At 35.7% G+C, this 18,474-nt stretch carries 16 protein-coding genes; 1 reads left to right on the forward strand and 15 read right to left on the reverse strand.

The features are described from left to right. The 4 genes from C1Y58_RS20170 to C1Y58_RS20185 form a co-directional block, all read right to left on the reverse strand. Positions 1-751 (reverse strand): alpha/beta hydrolase (locus tag C1Y58_RS20170; RefSeq protein ID WP_105618192.1); only part of this gene is annotated, 751 nt, incomplete at its 3' end. A 39-nt stretch (positions 752-790) separates the two neighbouring features. Beyond that, entirely contained in the window at positions 791-2,173 is a 1,383-nt protein-coding gene (locus C1Y58_RS20175; protein WP_105618193.1) for a family 4 glycosyl hydrolase, read from the reverse strand. Positions 2,174-2,184: 11 nt separating this feature from the next. After that, positions 2,185-3,120 (reverse strand): carbohydrate kinase family protein, encoded by a 936-nt coding sequence (locus C1Y58_RS20180; RefSeq protein WP_105618195.1) that lies wholly within the window; start codon positions 3,118-3,120, stop codon positions 2,185-2,187. Positions 3,121-3,155: 35 nt separating this feature from the next. Continuing rightward, on the reverse strand, positions 3,156-6,263 hold the full coding sequence (locus C1Y58_RS20185; RefSeq protein ID WP_170311647.1) for an alpha-mannosidase: 3,108 nt from the start codon (positions 6,261-6,263) through the stop codon (positions 3,156-3,158). Between the two features lie 315 nt (positions 6,264-6,578). On the opposite strand from C1Y58_RS20185, the gene C1Y58_RS20190 reads away from it, so the two are divergent. Continuing rightward, the gene (locus C1Y58_RS20190) at positions 6,579-7,703 is read left to right on the forward strand and encodes a GntR family transcriptional regulator (protein ID WP_105618199.1); all 1,125 of its coding nucleotides are present in this window, start codon (positions 6,579-6,581) and stop codon (positions 7,701-7,703) included. A 193-nt stretch (positions 7,704-7,896) separates the two neighbouring features. Here C1Y58_RS20190 and C1Y58_RS20195 read toward each other — a convergent pair whose 3' ends face one another. From C1Y58_RS20195 to prfB, 11 genes are all read right to left on the reverse strand, one after another. Continuing rightward, on the reverse strand, positions 7,897-8,748 hold the full coding sequence (locus tag C1Y58_RS20195) for an undecaprenyl-diphosphate phosphatase (protein WP_105618546.1): 852 nt from the start codon (positions 8,746-8,748) through the stop codon (positions 7,897-7,899). A gap of 5 nt (positions 8,749-8,753) precedes the next feature. Further along, a complete protein-coding gene (locus tag C1Y58_RS20200) occupies positions 8,754-9,503 on the reverse strand; it encodes an ABC transporter permease (protein WP_105618201.1) in 750 nt (249 codons plus the stop codon). Then, the gene (locus C1Y58_RS20205) at positions 9,496-10,419 is read right to left on the reverse strand and encodes an ABC transporter ATP-binding protein (protein ID WP_105618202.1); all 924 of its coding nucleotides are present in this window, start codon (positions 10,417-10,419) and stop codon (positions 9,496-9,498) included. The genes C1Y58_RS20200 and C1Y58_RS20205 overlap by 8 nt, the downstream gene beginning before the upstream one ends. A 70-nt stretch (positions 10,420-10,489) precedes the next feature. Continuing rightward, positions 10,490-11,395, reverse strand: coding sequence for a sensor histidine kinase (locus C1Y58_RS20210; RefSeq protein ID WP_105618204.1), 906 nt, complete (start codon positions 11,393-11,395; stop codon positions 10,490-10,492). Beyond that, complete coding sequence (locus tag C1Y58_RS20215; protein WP_207655791.1) at positions 11,392-12,174, reverse strand: response regulator transcription factor; 783 nt, start codon at positions 12,172-12,174, stop codon at positions 11,392-11,394. Before C1Y58_RS20215 ends, C1Y58_RS20210 begins: the two co-directional genes overlap by 4 nt. A 122-nt stretch (positions 12,175-12,296) precedes the next feature. Beyond that, positions 12,297-13,511, reverse strand: a complete 1,215-nt coding sequence (locus C1Y58_RS20220) for an aspartate kinase (protein WP_105618206.1) — start codon at positions 13,509-13,511, stop codon at positions 12,297-12,299. Next, entirely contained in the window at positions 13,505-14,725 is a 1,221-nt protein-coding gene (locus tag C1Y58_RS20225) for a cofactor-independent phosphoglycerate mutase (RefSeq protein WP_105618208.1), read from the reverse strand. Before C1Y58_RS20225 ends, C1Y58_RS20220 begins: the two co-directional genes overlap by 7 nt. 15 nt (positions 14,726-14,740) lie before the next feature. Continuing rightward, entirely contained in the window at positions 14,741-15,979 is a 1,239-nt protein-coding gene (locus tag C1Y58_RS20230) for a homoserine dehydrogenase (RefSeq protein ID WP_105618210.1), read from the reverse strand. A gap of 5 nt (positions 15,980-15,984) precedes the next feature. Beyond that, positions 15,985-16,428, reverse strand: a complete 444-nt coding sequence (locus tag C1Y58_RS20235) for an ACT domain-containing protein (RefSeq protein WP_105618212.1) — start codon at positions 16,426-16,428, stop codon at positions 15,985-15,987. 332 nt (positions 16,429-16,760) lie between these two features. Further along, entirely contained in the window at positions 16,761-17,222 is a 462-nt protein-coding gene (locus C1Y58_RS20240) for a chemotaxis protein CheW (protein WP_105618214.1), read from the reverse strand. A gap of 105 nt (positions 17,223-17,327) precedes the next feature. Then, a protein-coding gene (gene prfB, locus C1Y58_RS20245) for a peptide chain release factor 2 (RefSeq protein WP_170311657.1) occupies positions 17,328-18,444 on the reverse strand; the annotation gives its coding sequence in 2 pieces (ribosomal slippage) (positions 17,328-18,368 and positions 18,370-18,444; 1,116 coding nt in all). Positions 18,445-18,474: the final 30 nt, after the last annotated feature.

Below are 18,474 nucleotides of genomic sequence, written 5' to 3' on the forward strand. Positions count from 1 at the left end.
TTTGATCCTCTTTAAATGATGTTACATCATTTGCCAAGGCAATACCATGAGGTCCTCTTTGATAGATCAATGACTCAAATGGGATCTTATGTTTATGAAGTTCTAGTCCAAAAACAAGGATGTGTTTAACCAGTGGATCATCATAGGTCCCCCACATAAAAGTTGGCACCGTATCTTTATCCACTTGTCTCTCTAAGGACACTTTATCTTTAAGCTCCTGACTAGGATTTTCACCAATAAAACGGTTGTAGAAGTAGATGAGGTCATCATCTTCCACTGTAATAACAGGATAGGCTAAAATCACTCCGTTAGGTTTGTGATTAGAATCCTTACCTACTAACTCTTTGAAGTAATCTTTATTCCAGCAAACACCTAAATTAGCTGCTAAATGCCCACCAGCAGAAAAACCGCAGACAATGATCTGATCTGGATCGGCATTAAACTCTTCAGCATGGTCTCTTACATAATTAATAGCTTTCGCTAACTCCAGCAGTTGTGTAGGGTACTGTGCTGGAATGACAGAGTAATTGAGTACAAAGGCATTAAACCCTTCAGACATGTACTTTAAAGCAATGGCTTCACGCTCTGTCTCCCATAAGACCTCATAACCACCACCTGGACAAACGATGACAGAAGGCTTTTTATAAGCTGGCTTCATCTCAATGGTATCTGGTATGTAGCAAGCTAAACTGGGTATAAAATCGGTATAATTGCATCCCTCTACAGGAATTTCTTCTACTCTATAGATCATGGATTCATCTTTCCTTTCGATTGGAATTCTTGCATCCTTTTAATGCCACTTGGCAGTATAAACTTGATATTTATCAATGAACTGATCAACAATTTCCTTCGCTAAGCTATAAGAATTCACTAATGGATGTATCGTTAAGGCTTTAATGGCTTTCTCACGTGATGTATTAGTGATTGCTTTTACAGCTGTTCTTTCGTATAACTTCATTATCTTCATCAAATTTACTTGCATAGCATGTATATCATCCACTGGTACTGGAGTAACTTTGCCTTTCTCGATGATACATGAGATTTCAACTACATCAGTATCTTCTAGCTCTTTGATTGCTCCATTATTAGGAATGGATAATACCATTTCACATGCTTTTCCACCTACAAAGGCTTTAATGAAGTTAAGTGCTACACCTGCATAGCCACCTTCATCAGGCTCATCGATAAACTGATCAATAGTCATCTTTTCTAAAAGATCAATTCTTTCAACTCCCGTCTCAATGAGACCATAGCTGTTCTCTCTTTCCATGTAATGTTCCATGTATATATCAAAGGCTTCGTCGTAGTTTTTCTCTACGTCTATCCCTTTTAACTTCTCAAACATACGTGCATTAATATCTAAAATAGTTTCTCCACGAGTGCACTTAGCAGACTTGATTTTATCTACTTTTCTCTCTCGATAGTAGTAGTATTGTAAGTAATCATTCATAAGGGTATCACCCATGATTTTAACTAATTCTCTATCAAAAGAACGCATATCTGTGCTATTGTAGACGGCCTCATCATTTAATAGCTTGTCCATGACGTCTACACCATTAACTTTAGCATCTTTGAACCAAGAAAGATGGTTAAGGCCATAGCACTTAACAGAAAACTCTTCCGCTGTTGAATCTACTGCTCTTATCATCTGCTTAATGAACTCACTTGGCGCATCACAAATACCATATACATTATTATGCCCTGCATCTCTTAAGGCTTGTGTAACAAGACCTGAAGGGTTAGTGAAATTGAATATTAATGCATTTTCTTTAGAGACCTTTTTAATTATATCACAGTACTCTAATAAAGTTGGTATAGAACGCATGGCCATACCAAAACCACCAGCTCCAGTTGTTTCTTGACCAAGCACACCTAAATCAAGACAAACCCTCTCATCATAGGTTCTGCATACATCACCACCGACACGGAGTGTGGTAATAATAAAGTCTGCGTCTTTAAGAGCTTCTTCAGCATCCGTTGTATAATCAAATTGGATGTCACTATTAATTCTTTCTGAGATGATCTTAGAAAGACCTCCAAAAATATTTAGTTTCTCACCATCATTATCCATAAAGACAACTTCTGTAATATTGGCAATATGGGCATTGGATACAATCGATTTAGCTAAGAAGGGAGAACGTACACCGCCTCCTCCAAGTACAACTAGTTTCATGGTATTCTCCTTTATATTGATATATTTTCTTTATTTAAAAATGCTTTTAACTCTTCATAAGAAGGAACGCCTGAACTACCACCATATTGTTCAACACTCTTAGAACCAACAGCGTTACCAATTATGAGACACTTACCTAAATCAAATCCTCGAAGCCATCCAAGGATGAATCCTGCATTAAAAGAATCGCCAGCTCCTGTTGTGTCTACACATGTAGTAACAAATGGACCTGCCTCTGCGAATAACCCATCTCGGTAAGCTATAGATCCGTCTTTACCTTTTTTTACGATAACTGTATTACCACTAGTTGCAAGCGCTTTCAGTGCGGCGTCAGCAGTATCTTTTCTTGTGTAATTAGTAGCTTCTTTCTCATTGGGCATGAAGATATCAACAAGTTCAACAATCTCCATGATCTTATCAGACCACTGTTCTGTATCGTCATAACCTATGTCAAAGGAAACGGTACGACCTAGTTCCTTGACACGCTTGAAGAATTCCACATAATCGCCATGTTTATCAGGCGTATAGCATAGCGCATGTACATGCCCTGCTGACTTAATCACCTCATCAGGAACATCTTTAACATCAAATAATTCATTCGTACCATTATAGGTAATAAAAGCTCTATCTTCACTATTCGTTAGTGCAACAGAAAAACCAGTATTGATATCATTTCTAATAGTTATATGCTCTGTGTGAACACCAGTCTTCTCCAGTTTTCGCACCATCATCTCTCCAAACATATCACTTCCTAAGAAACCATAAACAGCAACGCTCATGCCTAACTTGGCTAAGCCGGATGCACAGATTGCACATCCTCCACCTAAAGCGATGTGTGCATCTTTTGAATGGGTTTCTTCACCCGGGTTTGGTAACCTATCATAATCAATCATCATTATGTCTGGGTTGATATCTCCCACAACTAAAACGTCATATTTTGTATCCATTTTTCTACCTCCAGAATTATAATATATAATTCAAACTATATGGTGTCAAATAAAATTTTAATAGTTTTTATTTCATAAGGCTTAACGTTAAATGTCATCTCATCTTCCATTATTGCCTCTTCTAAATTCTCTTCAAGTATATTACAAAAAGCGTAATTCTTTATAGGATAATAACTCTTGATCTTTACTTTTTCCTCTCCTCCTCCATACTCATGGAGTCTAAGAATTAAGTGATTAGAGTCTTCCGCTTTCTTGATTGCATCAACTTCTACATATTTCCCATCAATTTCTAATAAACTGCGATTAAGGCTACTCTTTCTACCCTTTATAGCATGAAGCTGATTGTTTAACTTAAGAGCCTCTGTATGGGTATCACCTTCTAAGAACCCGCCTTTATGTGGGAATAAACTGTAGGTAAAACTTTGACAACCTATATCCGCATGCGTATCTGGGTGAATCGATGACTTTACAAGTGATAAGCGGATTTTATTATCTTGAACATCATGCCCATACTTACCATCGTTGAGAAGGCTAACACCATAATCTCTTTGAGATAAGTCCACCCAATTAATGGCGCATACTTCAAATTTTGCTTTGTCCCATGGAGTGGTTCTATGTGTAGGACGCTTGATATTACCAAATTGAATATCACAAGTTACTTCTCTTGCAAAAACATCTACTGGGAAATTAACTTTAAGTAGCTTCTCATGTGTATACCATTGAACCTCTGTTACAAAATCAATCCTACCTGTATACTCATATACCTTAAGATCTTGAATAATTCTAGAATCACCGTAAGCATATTCAAATCTCAAGGTTGTCATTAGATTACCATTATCAATTAAGGTCACTTTAACAAGCTGGTCTATTGTCTCCATGGTACCTATGGCATCGTCAAGAGTATCTAACTCTATTTCCCAAGCTTCATAACCATGAGGTTTATCTTCAAATACTTGAAATTGATTCCCTGCTTGACCCGATTTGATGACTTCTTTTTTGTGCTGCTTATCATATACTCTTGTCAAGTTTCCATTTTCATTCCATGTTATTAGATATCTTTTATTTTCTAATGTTCTTTGATCTATATCAACTTTTGATAACTTATTACTTAATTGTACTTCTTCACTAACTCTAAAATTAGTAAAAGCAAAAGGTGTTAAATCATCAATCATTACATATGTACCATCATTTGTAGTTTGAGATTTAAGCACTCTATTATTTTCATCTTTAAACACTTTCTCTTCTTTTATACCTTCAACGAAAATAAGATGATTTTCCCTATCTTTAAGTGGATTAAAAACTGTATAAGTATCAGATGTCTGATTAGTAACATTCTCAAGCACTCCGGAAACGCTTTCAGTCACGATAGAGTCACTTTGCTGATAATCTTCTATAGCATCTACATTGACCTCTCTAATACTACTTCCAGGTAATATATCATGAAATTGATTCGTTAAAAGAATTTTATAACCTTTTTCTATTTCATCCTGCTGATAAAGATTGAAGTTACTCATCCCAACAGCTGCTAATGAACTTAATATTTCACAAGTTCTATACTTATTTTCTAATAGCCTATTCCATTTCTTGATAAGCCCCTGAATGGTATAGGTTCCCCTGTGAAACTGCAAATAAAGCTCGTCATTCCACACTTGTAAGGGTTGATTAGAATCATTTATCTCTTGATTTAATCGGTCAATATAATTCTCAATAGTGCTTGGCTGTACTGTTGGTAGTGTAGGTATTAGGTTAGTTACTGGTATGGATTTAACCATCTCCACATTAGCTCCACCACCACCATCACCGTAACCATAAGCTACTAATAGTTCTTTGCTTATTTCTTTACTTTTATAATTCTCCCAAGTACCTAGTAGACTCCTACTGTCAATTAATGCATTGTAAACATAATGTCTATCTCCATATGGATGAGGTGTTGTGATAAAATGGCATAGAACTTCGCTTCCATCCATACCTCTCCAGATAAAAGTATCATCTGGCATTCTGTTGTATTCATTCCAACTCATTTTAGTTGTAAAGAAATAATCAATACCTGCACTTTTGAGAAGCTGTGGTATGCTCCAATTGTATCCAAATACATCAGGCAGCCATAAGAATTTATGCTTAGGATCATAACCAAACTCATCCTTGAGAAATTTATCACCGTAGAGAATCTGTCTTACTAGACTTTCGCCGCCGGCCATGTTGAGGTCTGATTCAACCCACATACCACCGCCAATTTCCCATGAACCATCGGCTACCTTTTCTTTTATTTTAGCATACAAATCCTGACTCTCTTCTTTGATCCATTGATAAAGCTGAGGTTGACTTTGAAAAAAATAATAGTCTTCTGAATCATCCATCATTTTAATCATGGTATTGAAAGATCGGATAGCTTTTTGTTTCGTATGCTTAATCCGCCATAACCACGCTAAATCAATGTGGGTATGTGCCACACAATTCATAGTAGTAGGGTTGATCTTCGGATATTGTTTTAATGCTTCTTCTATACAGTTAATAGATTCATTTACACCAACATCATTGTATATTTTAAATGCTTCTATAATGATCTTTTCATATAGATACTTATGTGCATCAGTATCTTTCAGTTCATCCATAGCTTCAAAGAGATGCTTTAAGTATAGATAATATGTATCATGTTCTCCATCAAATAATGAAAAAGATATTTTATTATAATGATGAATTTGCTCTACAGGCTTTCCTCCACCTTCTAGGCCAGACCAAACTTGTAAATAAAAAGTTGTCCATTCTTTATTAAAATCTTTAAAGATGACTTCTTTGTGATTTCTATCTACTGCTTGAAAGCGCTTTCCGTTAACGTAAAGCAATGCTTCCATGCCACTTTCAAACCAGAGTCCTGTTCTTCCTATGTCAAAATAACCAATAACTTCTTGTCCATAAAACTCCTCTGGCAACTTTACATCCACTTTTATCCAGTAGTTTTTATCTCTTCCCCTAAAGGTATCCCCGACTTTAAATGGCATATACTCTAGTCCCATTGCTTCATCTAATTCCATCACATTATCTGAAGCCTTAGATATTCCAATCTCATGGACCTCTATTTGTTGGACAAATCGCTTTTCATATATTTGTGCTAAATTATTTCGTAATTTAATGATTTGATACAACGTGATTTCTCCTCGCATATACAGATTATTAACTCTATTACTAATACTAATTTTATATCTAATATAACTTATTCTCTAAAATTTTATACATATACACTAAATATATAATCAATTTTATAACTTATCTTGATTCAATAGTAGCATTTTTTTCTTCATGAGTCAAGATTAATCGAGCTTATTTATCTAAAAAATCACTGGTAATTCATGAATTTTCTATATCTAATTTTCCACAAAAGCATTGAAACATACCTAATTTTCATTTATAATAGAATTAGTTATACCTAATCAACAATAATATGCAATAAGGAGTTCTAAATGGCGAACAAATTTTTATACATGAACGTATATGATTCAATTAAAGATAAAATTCTCACTAAAGAATATCATGCAGATGATAAGCTACCTACAGAAGTAGAACTAGAAAAGATCTATCAAGTGAGTAGGATTACAATCAAAAAAGCTTTAAAGACTTTAAAAGAGGATGGTCTTATATATAGTAGACGGGGCAGCGGTAGTTATATAGCTCCAGACGCTTTGTCATCTCATGAAAACATCATAGAAAGTACCGATGAAAACAAAGTCATCACAATGATACTGCCCTTCGATATGGCAGACTCCAATTTTGTTAACACCATTAACGGTGCTTCTAAATATCTTTCTGATCAGGGTTATTACCTCAACGTTAGGAGTCATATTAGCAGTATAGAAGAAGAAAGAGATATTATTAGTAATAGCTATGATAATGTTGCAGGTATTTTACTGTTTCCAATGTCAACGAATGAAAATTTTGATATCCTAAATCAATTATATATAGAAAAGTTTCCTATTATCATGCTAGATAGATATAATGAGTGCATACCTGTTAACTATGTTGTCACTGACAATTATACTGGGGGCTATGATGCTACTTCCTACCTTATTGAGTTAGGCCATGATAAAATTGGTTTCGTTTGTGATGTGGGACTTGAAAAATTCACTACTCTGAGAAATAGATACTTAGGCTATTGTAAGGCTATGGAAAAACATGGTGAGTTAGTAAATGACTCTATTTTCATCGGATTCAACAAAGGTTATAAACATGATAAAAGTGAAGAGACCTATAGAGGAATTGTGGAATCACTGATTAAAAACAACGTGACTGCTGTTTTTGCTGCTAATGACCTATTAGCATCCTATTTAATAACAGAAGCTACACGTATGGGTTATCAAGTGCCAGAAGATCTATCTGTTATCGGCTTTGATAACGACCCTACTCTTTCCCGATTTTTCTTTAAGCCTGTAACAACAATGGAACAAGCTTTTTATGAAATGGGAAAAGTTGCAGCTCAAAATCTAGTTAATTTAATAGAACACGAAGCTAAAAAAGTGAGAATAACACTTCCTGCTACATTGATAGTAAAAGATACATGCAAGCGTCTTGCTGGTTCTTATAAAGGTTGATGAATAATTATAAGAAAGAAAATATAGACCAATATACGGCAGCCATACTTTAGTTAGTATGACTGCCGTTTTTGTCTTACAATACTATTTAATTAAATGTAACTTAATATAATCTGAGATAGCAGTATTCATCACTACTTCAACAACCTTTGGTGTGAGTCCAAGACAGTTGCTACTGTTCATTTCTTATTGCTTATCTGAATGCAAACACCGATAAGACAAGGATACCAAGTGCAATCCGATACCAGCCAAAGACCTTAAAATCGTGCCTTTTTATATAAGTCATCAAGAATTGAATGACAAAGACTGATACTAAAAATGCCGTTATCATGCCGACCAATAGAATGATAAGTTCTGTGCTAGTAAATGAAAGTCCAAATTTGATGAGTTTCAGCAGACTTGCACCAAACATTGCTGGTATGGCAAGGAAAAATGTAAATTCTGCTGCCACTGTTCTTGAGACGCCAAATAGTAGTGCTCCTACAATAGTTGACCCAGATCGAGAAGTACCAGGGAATATTGCTGCGATCAATTGAAAAATACCTATAATAAAGGCCAGTCGATAGGTGATTTCGGTCAAACTATTTATCTTTGCAGTTTTTGCTTTGTGTTTGTTTTCAATGATGATAAACATCACACCAAAAAAGATTAGTGCAGCAGAAACAGTATGATAGTTGTAAAACAGTTCCTCAAACTTATCGCCAAAGAATACAGCTATAGCCGCAGGGATACAGGCAACAAGGATCTTGAACCATAAGACGAAGATATCTGCCTTTACATATGATAGTACGCCTTGCGATGTAAGGGGATGATGGTTATCATCTTTGCCAAAAGGAAAAATCTGCTTCCAGAACAATACGACTACCGCCATAATTGCACCTAACTGAATCACCACTTCGAATAGGCTCCAAAACTCTTCAGTAGCATCTAATGCAACAAACTCATTCAACAAGATCAGATGCCCAGTACTACTGACTGGCAGCCATTCTGTGATGCCCTCTACAATACCAAAGAGGATTGCCTTAAGTATTTCAACAAAATTCAAATCCATTACTTGATATCCTCCTTTTGAAAATAAACTATACTGGCAACGAACCCAAATATGGAAACAGATAGAATTAATCCAATTACCAATGCATAAGAAAAACCTGTCTGTCCTATTTTGTCGTCAATCAGTAGCGTAATAGCTGTCCACGGAAATACTGCTCCTAAAGCTTCATTTGACAAAGCCACATTCCCCATAACGATGGTCGCAGCAGCAATAATTGGTACTACCAAACCCTTAGTCCATAAAGCCAAAAAGGCAAAAGGTGAACTCATGAGAAACATGAGAATACCACCAAGTAACATTTTTCCAAAGTATGGTATTGCAACTGCAAGACTAAATTCAGCAAGACCAAACAGTACTTTATAAAGAGCTGCTAAAATAAACATACCTGCCCAGGAAACGATTGTAAGCGTCATAATCCAAATAAATAGCATAATAAACTTGCTAAGGATAAAAGAGATTTTTGACACCGGAACAGTTAGGATTGTTTTTAAGGTCTTTTCCGTATGCTCCCGGCTGAATAGATAGGCTGCAATGACTGTGTAGACAATTAATCCAAACAAGATCATGATGTATAGATTACAGCCATTATAGAAGCCCATCAGCGTGATCGGCAGTTCTGGATGTGAAAAATGAATCTTAATCCCATCAGCAATCATCATAAAAGGCGTTACCAACGCGCCTAAAAAACTAATCAGCAGCATTTTGGAACGTTTTAGTTTTAGTAGTTCACAATAGATGAGATTAACCAATACCGCCACCTCCTATCAGCCGCGAAAAATAGTTCTCTAGTTTTTCTGAGCTTACATTAACTTTTGTTACTAACAAATCATTTTTAACAAAGCAACAGGTGATTTGGCCCCTCTCCTCAATGCAGTCAAATACTCGTATAATTTTGTCATTACAAACAGTATAATCTGAAGTATTAAATTGTCTTTCTAAAAGCAAGGCAGCAGTATTCACATCAGAAACCCCAAATTCTACATACTGTCGATTTTGTTTGTTTAGCTGGATCATATCAACTTCCTCTACCAAACGCCCTTGGTGTAACACACCAATAATATCAGCAAGTTGTTCAACCTCATCTAGGACATGGCTGGATATGAGTATGGTAACACCCTTTTCCTTACAAAGCATTAAAAGGAATTTTCGTATTTCATGAATACCGATAGGATCAAGTCCGTTTATGGGTTCGTCAAGTATTAACAGCTCTGGCTCGTGCATGATGGCAGCAGCAATTCCAAGCCTCTGTTTCATACCCATAGAATAATTAGAAAACACTTTACTTTTTTCTTTGTCCAGTCCAACTATTTCAAGGGCGTGATTAATTGTGTCTTTGCGGTGTTGTCCACGTAGACGGGCTAAGATTTGTAAGTTTTCTCCACCAGTTAAATTTTCATAAAAGCCAGGTTTCTCAATGATAGAACCAATTTTGTGATAAGTCTTTTCAGGATTTTCACAATGTGCTTTGCCGAACAGCAGAACTGTCCCAGCAGAAGGACGAACCAGATTAAGCAACATCCGCATCGTTGTGGTTTTGCCGGCTCCATTTCTCCCCAGTAGTCCGTATATTTTCCCTTTTGGCACATGCAGGTCTACATGATCTACTGCAAGTTGCTCTCCAAAATGTTTTGTCAGCCCAATTGTTTCAATTATATATTCACTCATTTTTTTACCTCCTGCTTTTTATTTTAACAGTCAAAGCTGACAAGAACCTTGCTCAAATCTTACTTTTTTCTTACTTGGAAATTGGCAGGCGGATTTGAAATTTTGTCCCCTCATTTTTCAAGCTTGATACAGAGATTTCACCATGTAGGTTTATAACAAGTTCCTTAGTGATAGCAAGACCCAAACCACTACCCTTATCAGATCGGGCATAATCGCCTTTATATAGCCGTTCAAAAATGTGAGGCAACTGGTCGTCGGGTATTATTTTGCCGTTGTTAATTACTGATATAAAAGCTCTATTCGATATGTGTTTTATCGTAAGAGAAATTTTAGTGCAATGTCCATGGTCTATCGCATTTTGTATCAGATTATTAAGAATTCGTTTGTAAGCCATAGGATCAATTGATACCAATAAATCATCATCGTCAATATCCGCCGAAAGTGTAATTGCTTCACGTTCAAATACAGGTAACCATTCAATCATAACCTCTCGTGTCAGTTCATTGATATCAAGTACTTCAAATATAAACTTCCGTTCATTAGAACTGAGCTTAAACCATTCAAAGAGCATATCCAGATACATTTTCAAGTCGTTCGCCTTACGAAGCACCACCCCGATATATTCTTGTTCCTCCATTTGGTCTAAAACACCTTTCTCGATAGCCTCCAAATAACCAAGCAGAGAGGCAAGAGGAGTTCGTACATCATGGGACAGACTGGTTAATATTTGCTTGTTGGCTTCATTTGCTTTTTTTAACTGCGCAATCTGGGCTTGATTTGAGTCAATTATTCCGTTAATTTCATAGCTGATATCTGCTATCCGCCCCTTGCCTTTTGTAAAAATCTTATCTTGTTCACCATGTTGTATACCTCTCAAGATATCAAGCCAGTTTTTTTCATGCTTCTTCATTCGATAGATGTATATAAATTGTCCAACACACAAGCAGAACAAAATTGTAATCATAAATCCTGTCATACTTCATCACCACTAAACTTATACCCAACACCCCAAACAGTCAGAATATAGATTGGCGCTTCCGGATTCGGTTCTATTTTTTTACGCAGCCTCCGAATATGCACCATAATGTTATTGTCATCAAAAGCATAATCATCCTCCCAGACAGAACGATATATTTGCTTTTTGGTAAAGACTTTACCCTTATTGCTACAAAGAAAGTACAGCAAATCAAATTCTTTTGCAGTCAAGTCAATTCTCACATCATTGAGGCGAACTTCACGGGTAGACGGATCAATATAGAGATTTCCCACATCAAGGGTAGGTTCAACCTGTACATCATTGGCATTAAAAACAGTATAACGTCGCAAAAGTGAAGCCACACGCGCAAGAAATTCATTACTGCCGAATGGCTTTGTAAGATAATCGTCAGCCCCCATCCGAAGTCCAGACACTTTGTCTACCTCACTGTCTTTTGCAGTCAGCATTAGTACAGGTACATGACTTACCTTTCTGATATCCGACAATACATCGAATCCGCTTTTCTTTGGAAGCATAATATCCAACACTATGAGTTGATAACTATTTGTGATAGCTTCCGTTAAGCCAGCCTCACCATCGTGGCAAATAGTCACCTGATGACCATCTGTTTTTAAATTCTTCTTCAATAAAATACATAGGTCTAAATCGTCATCTATAATAAGAATTTTGTTTTTCACGTTTTTAACACTCCTTTCCTGCTTCGTTCTTCTATTTTCGAGCTTTATGTTTTTCCTCGCAAATACTCTACTAGTGTTCATTATACTTCTCCCACCTGAATGATACAAGAATTTATGCGAATAATAGCATTCTAAAAGAATTTTTCTAAGAAAAAAATGAACCTCTCATTTCTGAAAGGTTCACTGTCTTCTTCATTGTTTTTCTATTTAATTAAATGTAATTTAAAGTTATCATGAATGGCATTCATGGCTACTTCTACATCATCTTCATCTATTAAAACGGAAATTTTTATTTCAGATGTTGAAATCATGTGTATGTTAACATTAGCGTCATAAAGTGCCTCAAACATGGTTGATGCAACACCTGGATTACTTGCCATTCCAGCTCCTACTACCGATACCTTAGCTACTTTATCTTCAACAACTACTTCTCTTGCCGCTAATACTTCTAAGTTATCTTGAATAACTTTTTTTGCATCTTCTAAGCTATCCCTTGATACCGTAAAGGAGATGTCTTTGGAGCCGTCTCTTCCAATAGATTGTAAAATAATATCAACATTAATGTTATGTTTACCCATTAACCCAAAAAGCTTAAACGCTCTACCAGGTTCATCTTTAATTCCAATGACAGCTATTCTTGCCACATCTTTATCTGCTGCTATTCCGCTAACTAGCATTTTTTCCATATGCGATACCTCCCTAACAATCGTTCCTTCTGCAGTACTTAAACTGGATCTAACAACAAGTTCAACATTATACTTTTTAGCCAACTCTACAGATCGGTTGTGTAAAACTTTTGCACCTAAAGAAGCTAATTCTAGCATCTCATCATAAGATATTTCCTTCAACTTACATGCGTTTTTTACAACACGTGGATCAGCGGTATAAACTCCTTCAACATCTGTATAAATTTCACATTTATCCGCTTTTAACTCTGCCGCTAATGCTACAGCTGTTGTATCAGATCCACCTCTACCAAGAGTTGTTATATCATCATAGCGATTAATTCCTTGAAATCCTGTAACCAGTACAATATTTTTACGATCCAACTCAAAGCGTATACGTTCATCATCTATTCTTTTTAACCTTGCTTTTGAATAGGCTGAAGTGGTACGCATACCTACCTGAAAAGCATTCAATGATACAGCTTGATAACCCAATGTATGCAAAGCCATTGCCATTAAAGCAACAGATTGTTGCTCGCCTGTTGTTAACAACATATCCATTTCACGTCTTGATGGTTGTGGCGTTATCTCTCTAGCCTTGGCGATTAACTCATCAGTTGTATCACCTTGTGCTGATAAAACGACGACAACATCATGACCTTTCTCATAGTCTTCAATCACCCTTCTTGCCACATTGAAGACACGCTCTTTATTCGCTACGGAACTTCCTCCGAACTTTTTTACTATTAGCAAGATCTTTTTCCTCCTTTAACAAAGTAGTCCATTAAAGTATAACCCTCATTAAAAACTAGTTCTTCTTTAGCTACAGAAATCTCATTGTAAGCACGCATGTTCTTAGCACTTACTTCAATACTACTATCATATATAGCAAAAGGTACAGGAGAATCTGTATGTGTACAACATCTTATAGGTGTTGCATGATCTGGTAATAACAATATTCTAAATTCTTGCCCATTTAATTGCGCCAAAAGATTTCCAACAATTTGCTCATCAATTAACTCTATAGCTCTGATTTTTTGATGCAACTCACCTGCATGACCACATTCATCAGGCGCTTCAATATGAATATACACGAAGTCTTTTTCTTTTAGACATTGTACGGCCGCATTTGCTTTACCGATAAAATTGGTGTGGATATTTCCGGTGGCTCCTTCTACAGCTATGACCTGTAAATCAGCTCCTAATGCCATACCGTTAAGTAAATCAACCGCCGATATCATAGCACCATCTAAATCATACTTATCATGAAACCTATCCAAAACAGGTTTGGTTCCTTCACCCCATATCCATAAAGAGTTAGCTGGCAATAGACCTTCTTCCATTCGCTCTCTATTAATAGGATGATCTTTTAAAAGCTCAAAGCTTCTTTTCATAATGCTTAATATTATATCAGAATTATCACCCTTTGGTAAATGATTTTTTATATTCTGATTTCGAATATCATGAGGTGGAATAAGTTTTACATCAATACTCCCTTGATTCCATAGTAGAATATGCCTGTAACTTACTCCTGTATGGAATTGTTTCATCTCATCATCCAAATGTTCTTTGAGATAATTAATAAGTACTTTTGCCTCTTCTGTTGATATTTCACCACCACTGTGATCTAATAACTTTTTATCTTCGTATGTAACTTCTTCAGATAACGTCACTAAATTGGCACGAAATGTTACGTCACCTTCTTTTAAGCTGATGCCTTGACTTAAAGCCTCTAATGGGGAACGCCCCGTATAGTATTTCTTTGGGTCATAACCAAGAACAGATAGATTGGCTGTATCACTTCCTGGAGACATACCCCTAGGTATTGTTTGAACCATACCTAATTCACCATTCTGTGCTAAAAAATCCATGTTGGGTGTAAGGGCGACTTCTAATGGCGTTTTACCATTTAATTGATCAATGGGTTCATCTGCCATACCATCGCCCAATACAACGATATACTTCATCTAATCGCCTCTTTCTTAAGACTCAATACGAATAAAGTTTCTAACTTCTTTAACGTCTTTACTATTAGTTAATTTCTCAACTTGTAACTGCATCTCTTTTTCTTTCATAGGTTCAGTAGTAATAGCAAATTCATCATCTAATTCATCTAATCTGACGATGTGTTTTACATCAAACAACTCTTTTACAGTAGCCATGGCATCATCATAGCTATCGTAAGCCACACGAATAAAAACCTTAGATGGTACATCTTCTATCTCCATCAAATCCATTTTCTTACGACTCCATATAGACATAATGTTTCGCTCTACATGTTTAACAGCATCTACCACGTCTGCTACAACTGCACTAGCTGTTGGTAACTTTCCAGCACCCTTACCATAAAACATAACATCGCCTATGACATTACCTTTAACAAATATGGCATTAAATACACCATTAACTGTAGCTAATGGATGTTCTGAATCTAACAACATTGGGCAAACTCGCGCGTAGATATGATCGTCTACCTTTTTACTTGTAGCCAGTAATTTGATTTCATGATCTAACTCTTTAGCATATGCTATATCTTCTTGACTTATTTTTGTTATTCCTTCTGTATAGATATCTTCATAATCTACATGGCGTCCATATGCAAGAGAAGATAAAATGGCTATTTTCCTACAAGCATCGTGACCTTCAACATCTGCCTCCGGATTCCGCTCTGCATATCCTTTATCTTGAGCTTTCTTCAATACCGTGTCAAAATCCATACCATCAGATTTCATTTTAGATAAGATATAGTTGGTTGTTCCATTGAGAATACCTGTTATTTCAAAAATCTCATCAGCAGTTAATGACTGATTAAGTGGACGAATAATAGGGATACCTCCACCAACACTTGCTTCAAATAGGAAGTTAATGTTTTTCTCACGAGCCAATCTTAACAACTCAGCACCATGTTTTGCTACTAATTCCTTATTGGATGTAACGACTGATTTTCCACTTTCTAAAGCACGTTTAACATAGGTATACGCTGGCTCAACGCCACCCATTACTTCAACAATAACCTTAACATCATCATCTTCTAAAATATTTTCTATATTATTTGTTAAAATACCATTAATCTCTTCATCATCAAATTGACGTATATCTAAAATATATTTAACTTTAATCTCTTTACCTGCTCTTTTACTGATACTATCTAAGTTGGTCTTCAATACTTCTACTACACCAGACCCAACTGTACCGTAACCTAAAACCGCTATGTTTACCACACGAATCACTCCCTAGCTATAATTTTTATTTTATGAACGCCTTTTAACTCTCCTAGAGTACTAAGAATTTCACTCATATCTTCTGATGTACCCACTAATTCAATACTTATGGTCAAGTCAGCAATACCATTGATAGGTATAGATTGGTGAATCGTTAAAATATTACATCTGGATCCAGCAATATTGTTTAATACTTTTGATAATACACCTGGCTCATCATCTAATTTTAAAGCAAGAGTTATAGTTTTCCCTCGACTGTATTCATAAAAAGGGGAAATCGTATCCTTATACTTATAAAATGAACTCCTACTAATTCCAACCATATCTACAGCTTCCTGCACTGTTAAAGCTTGTTGGGATTCAATTAATTTTTTCGCCTCTACAACTTTAAGGAATACTTCTGGTAAAGCACTGTATTCCACAATATAGTATTTAGTCTTGTCCGTCATATAACATCACCTGTTTCCCTGTCATAAACATCTGTATTTTTAAGATAAACTATATCATATATCGAATGAATTTTCAACAAATTTCAGAATTTAATACAATTTAAATTGATATTAGTACGTAGCATCTTCTTTCTACAATTATTTATACATCTATTGAGCAAAAGTATCTCCGCTACATTATCTTTAAAGAAGTTTGTGTCGTTAGGAAATTTCCATAGTCTCAATTAACAGTTTAATTGATTGAATTATACGGCTTTCCTATAAGATAGCAAAAAGACGCTACAAGTCTTTAATACATTCTTATAGCGTCTTCATATTTAATATTATTCAGTTTACATTGTTGATACAGCAGCTTCTTTAGCAGCCTCTAGTTCTTCTTCTGAAAGAATTAGATCAATATCAAGAAGAATGATCATTCTTTCATTGACTTTTGCTATACTTCTTATGTACTTGCGTTCAATGCCTGTTATAATTTTAGGAGCTTCTTCAATTACATCATCTTCAATATTAATGATTTCAGATACAGAGTCTACAATGAAACCAACCTGCATATCATTAGCTTTAGTGATGATGATCTTCGTTTCACCATCAACAGCTTTTTCTTCAAGATTAAATTTCTTTCTTAAGTTGTAAATAGGTAAGACTTCACCTCTAAGATTAATGACCCCTTCAATATAAGTTGGCGTATTGGGTATTTTTAGAATTTCTTGAAACTTTTCAATACCATATACTTTCATAATTGCCACGCCGTATGACTCATTATCTAAACGAAATACTACTTGTTGTGTCGCCATATTTTTCCTCCTCGCTAAAGCATTTTTTTAGTTATAGGAATATATATCGCAAGTCATAACAATAATCATTGCGATATATCGATTCTAATTCTTAATCATTGGTTATTACTTGTTATTTAAAGATTGCAGATAAATGAGGTAAGCATTAATGAAATTATCAATGTTCCCATCCATAACAGCATTCACATTACCCACTTCTTCACTGGTACGATGGTCTTTAACCATATTGTAAGGATGAAAAACATAGGATCTAATTTGACTACCCCACCCTATCTCTTTCACTTCACCTCTTACTTCTTCTAACTTACTCATTTGCTCTGCTTGTTTTAATTCATAAAGTTTTGCTTTTAGCATACGCATAGCACGCTCTTTATTTTGTCGTTGTGAGCGTTCATTTTGACATTGTACCACAATATTAGTTGGTAAATGGGTAATTCGGATAGCAGAATCTGTCTTATTAACATGTTGTCCACCAGCACCGCTTGCACGGTAGGTATCAATCCGTAAGTCATCATCATTGATATCAATATCAATATCTTCAGTTATTTCAGGCATAACGTCTAAGGATGCAAAAGATGTATGACGTCTACCAGAAGAATCAAAAGGAGATATTCTTACTAAACGATGAACGCCCTTTTCAGCTTTGGCATACCCATAAGCGTTTTCACCATTTATTTGAATCGTAACTGATTTAACACCAGCCTCTTCTCCTGCTAGATAATCGAGAACTTCAACCTTAAATCCACGCCTTTCAGCCCATCTGGTATACATCCGTAATAACATTTCCACCCAATCACAGGCCTCTGTACCACCTGCTCCTGAATGCAGTGTTAAGATAGCATTATTGGCATCATATTCACCAGATAGCAACGTTTTAATGCGTAACTCTTCATAAAAGCTAATAAAAGCTGCCAGGTTCTCTTTTGCTTCAGAAACCAATTCTTCATCATCATCTTCAAAAGCCATCTCAATTAATGTTTCGGTATCTTCGTACAAAGACTTTAGCTTTCTTAAACTTTCTTGCTTATCTTTTAAACTCTTGATCTCTTGCAAAACCTTTTGAGAATTTTCTGGTTGATTCCAAAAATCCTGTTCCATTGTCATTGCTTCTAAATCACTAAGCCTTGCTGCTACACCAGCTGGGTCAAAGTGAAACACTCATTTCATCCACTTTACCTTGATATTTTAATAGATCGCTTTTAAGCTGTTCTAAAATTAACATCATTGACACCCTCTCTATAAGGAAATTAAT

Origin of the sequence: Vallitalea okinawensis (assembly GCF_002964605.1) — a bacterium.
In the GTDB taxonomy this organism is placed as follows: domain Bacteria; phylum Bacillota; class Clostridia; order Lachnospirales; family PQDH01; genus Vallitalea_A; species Vallitalea_A okinawensis.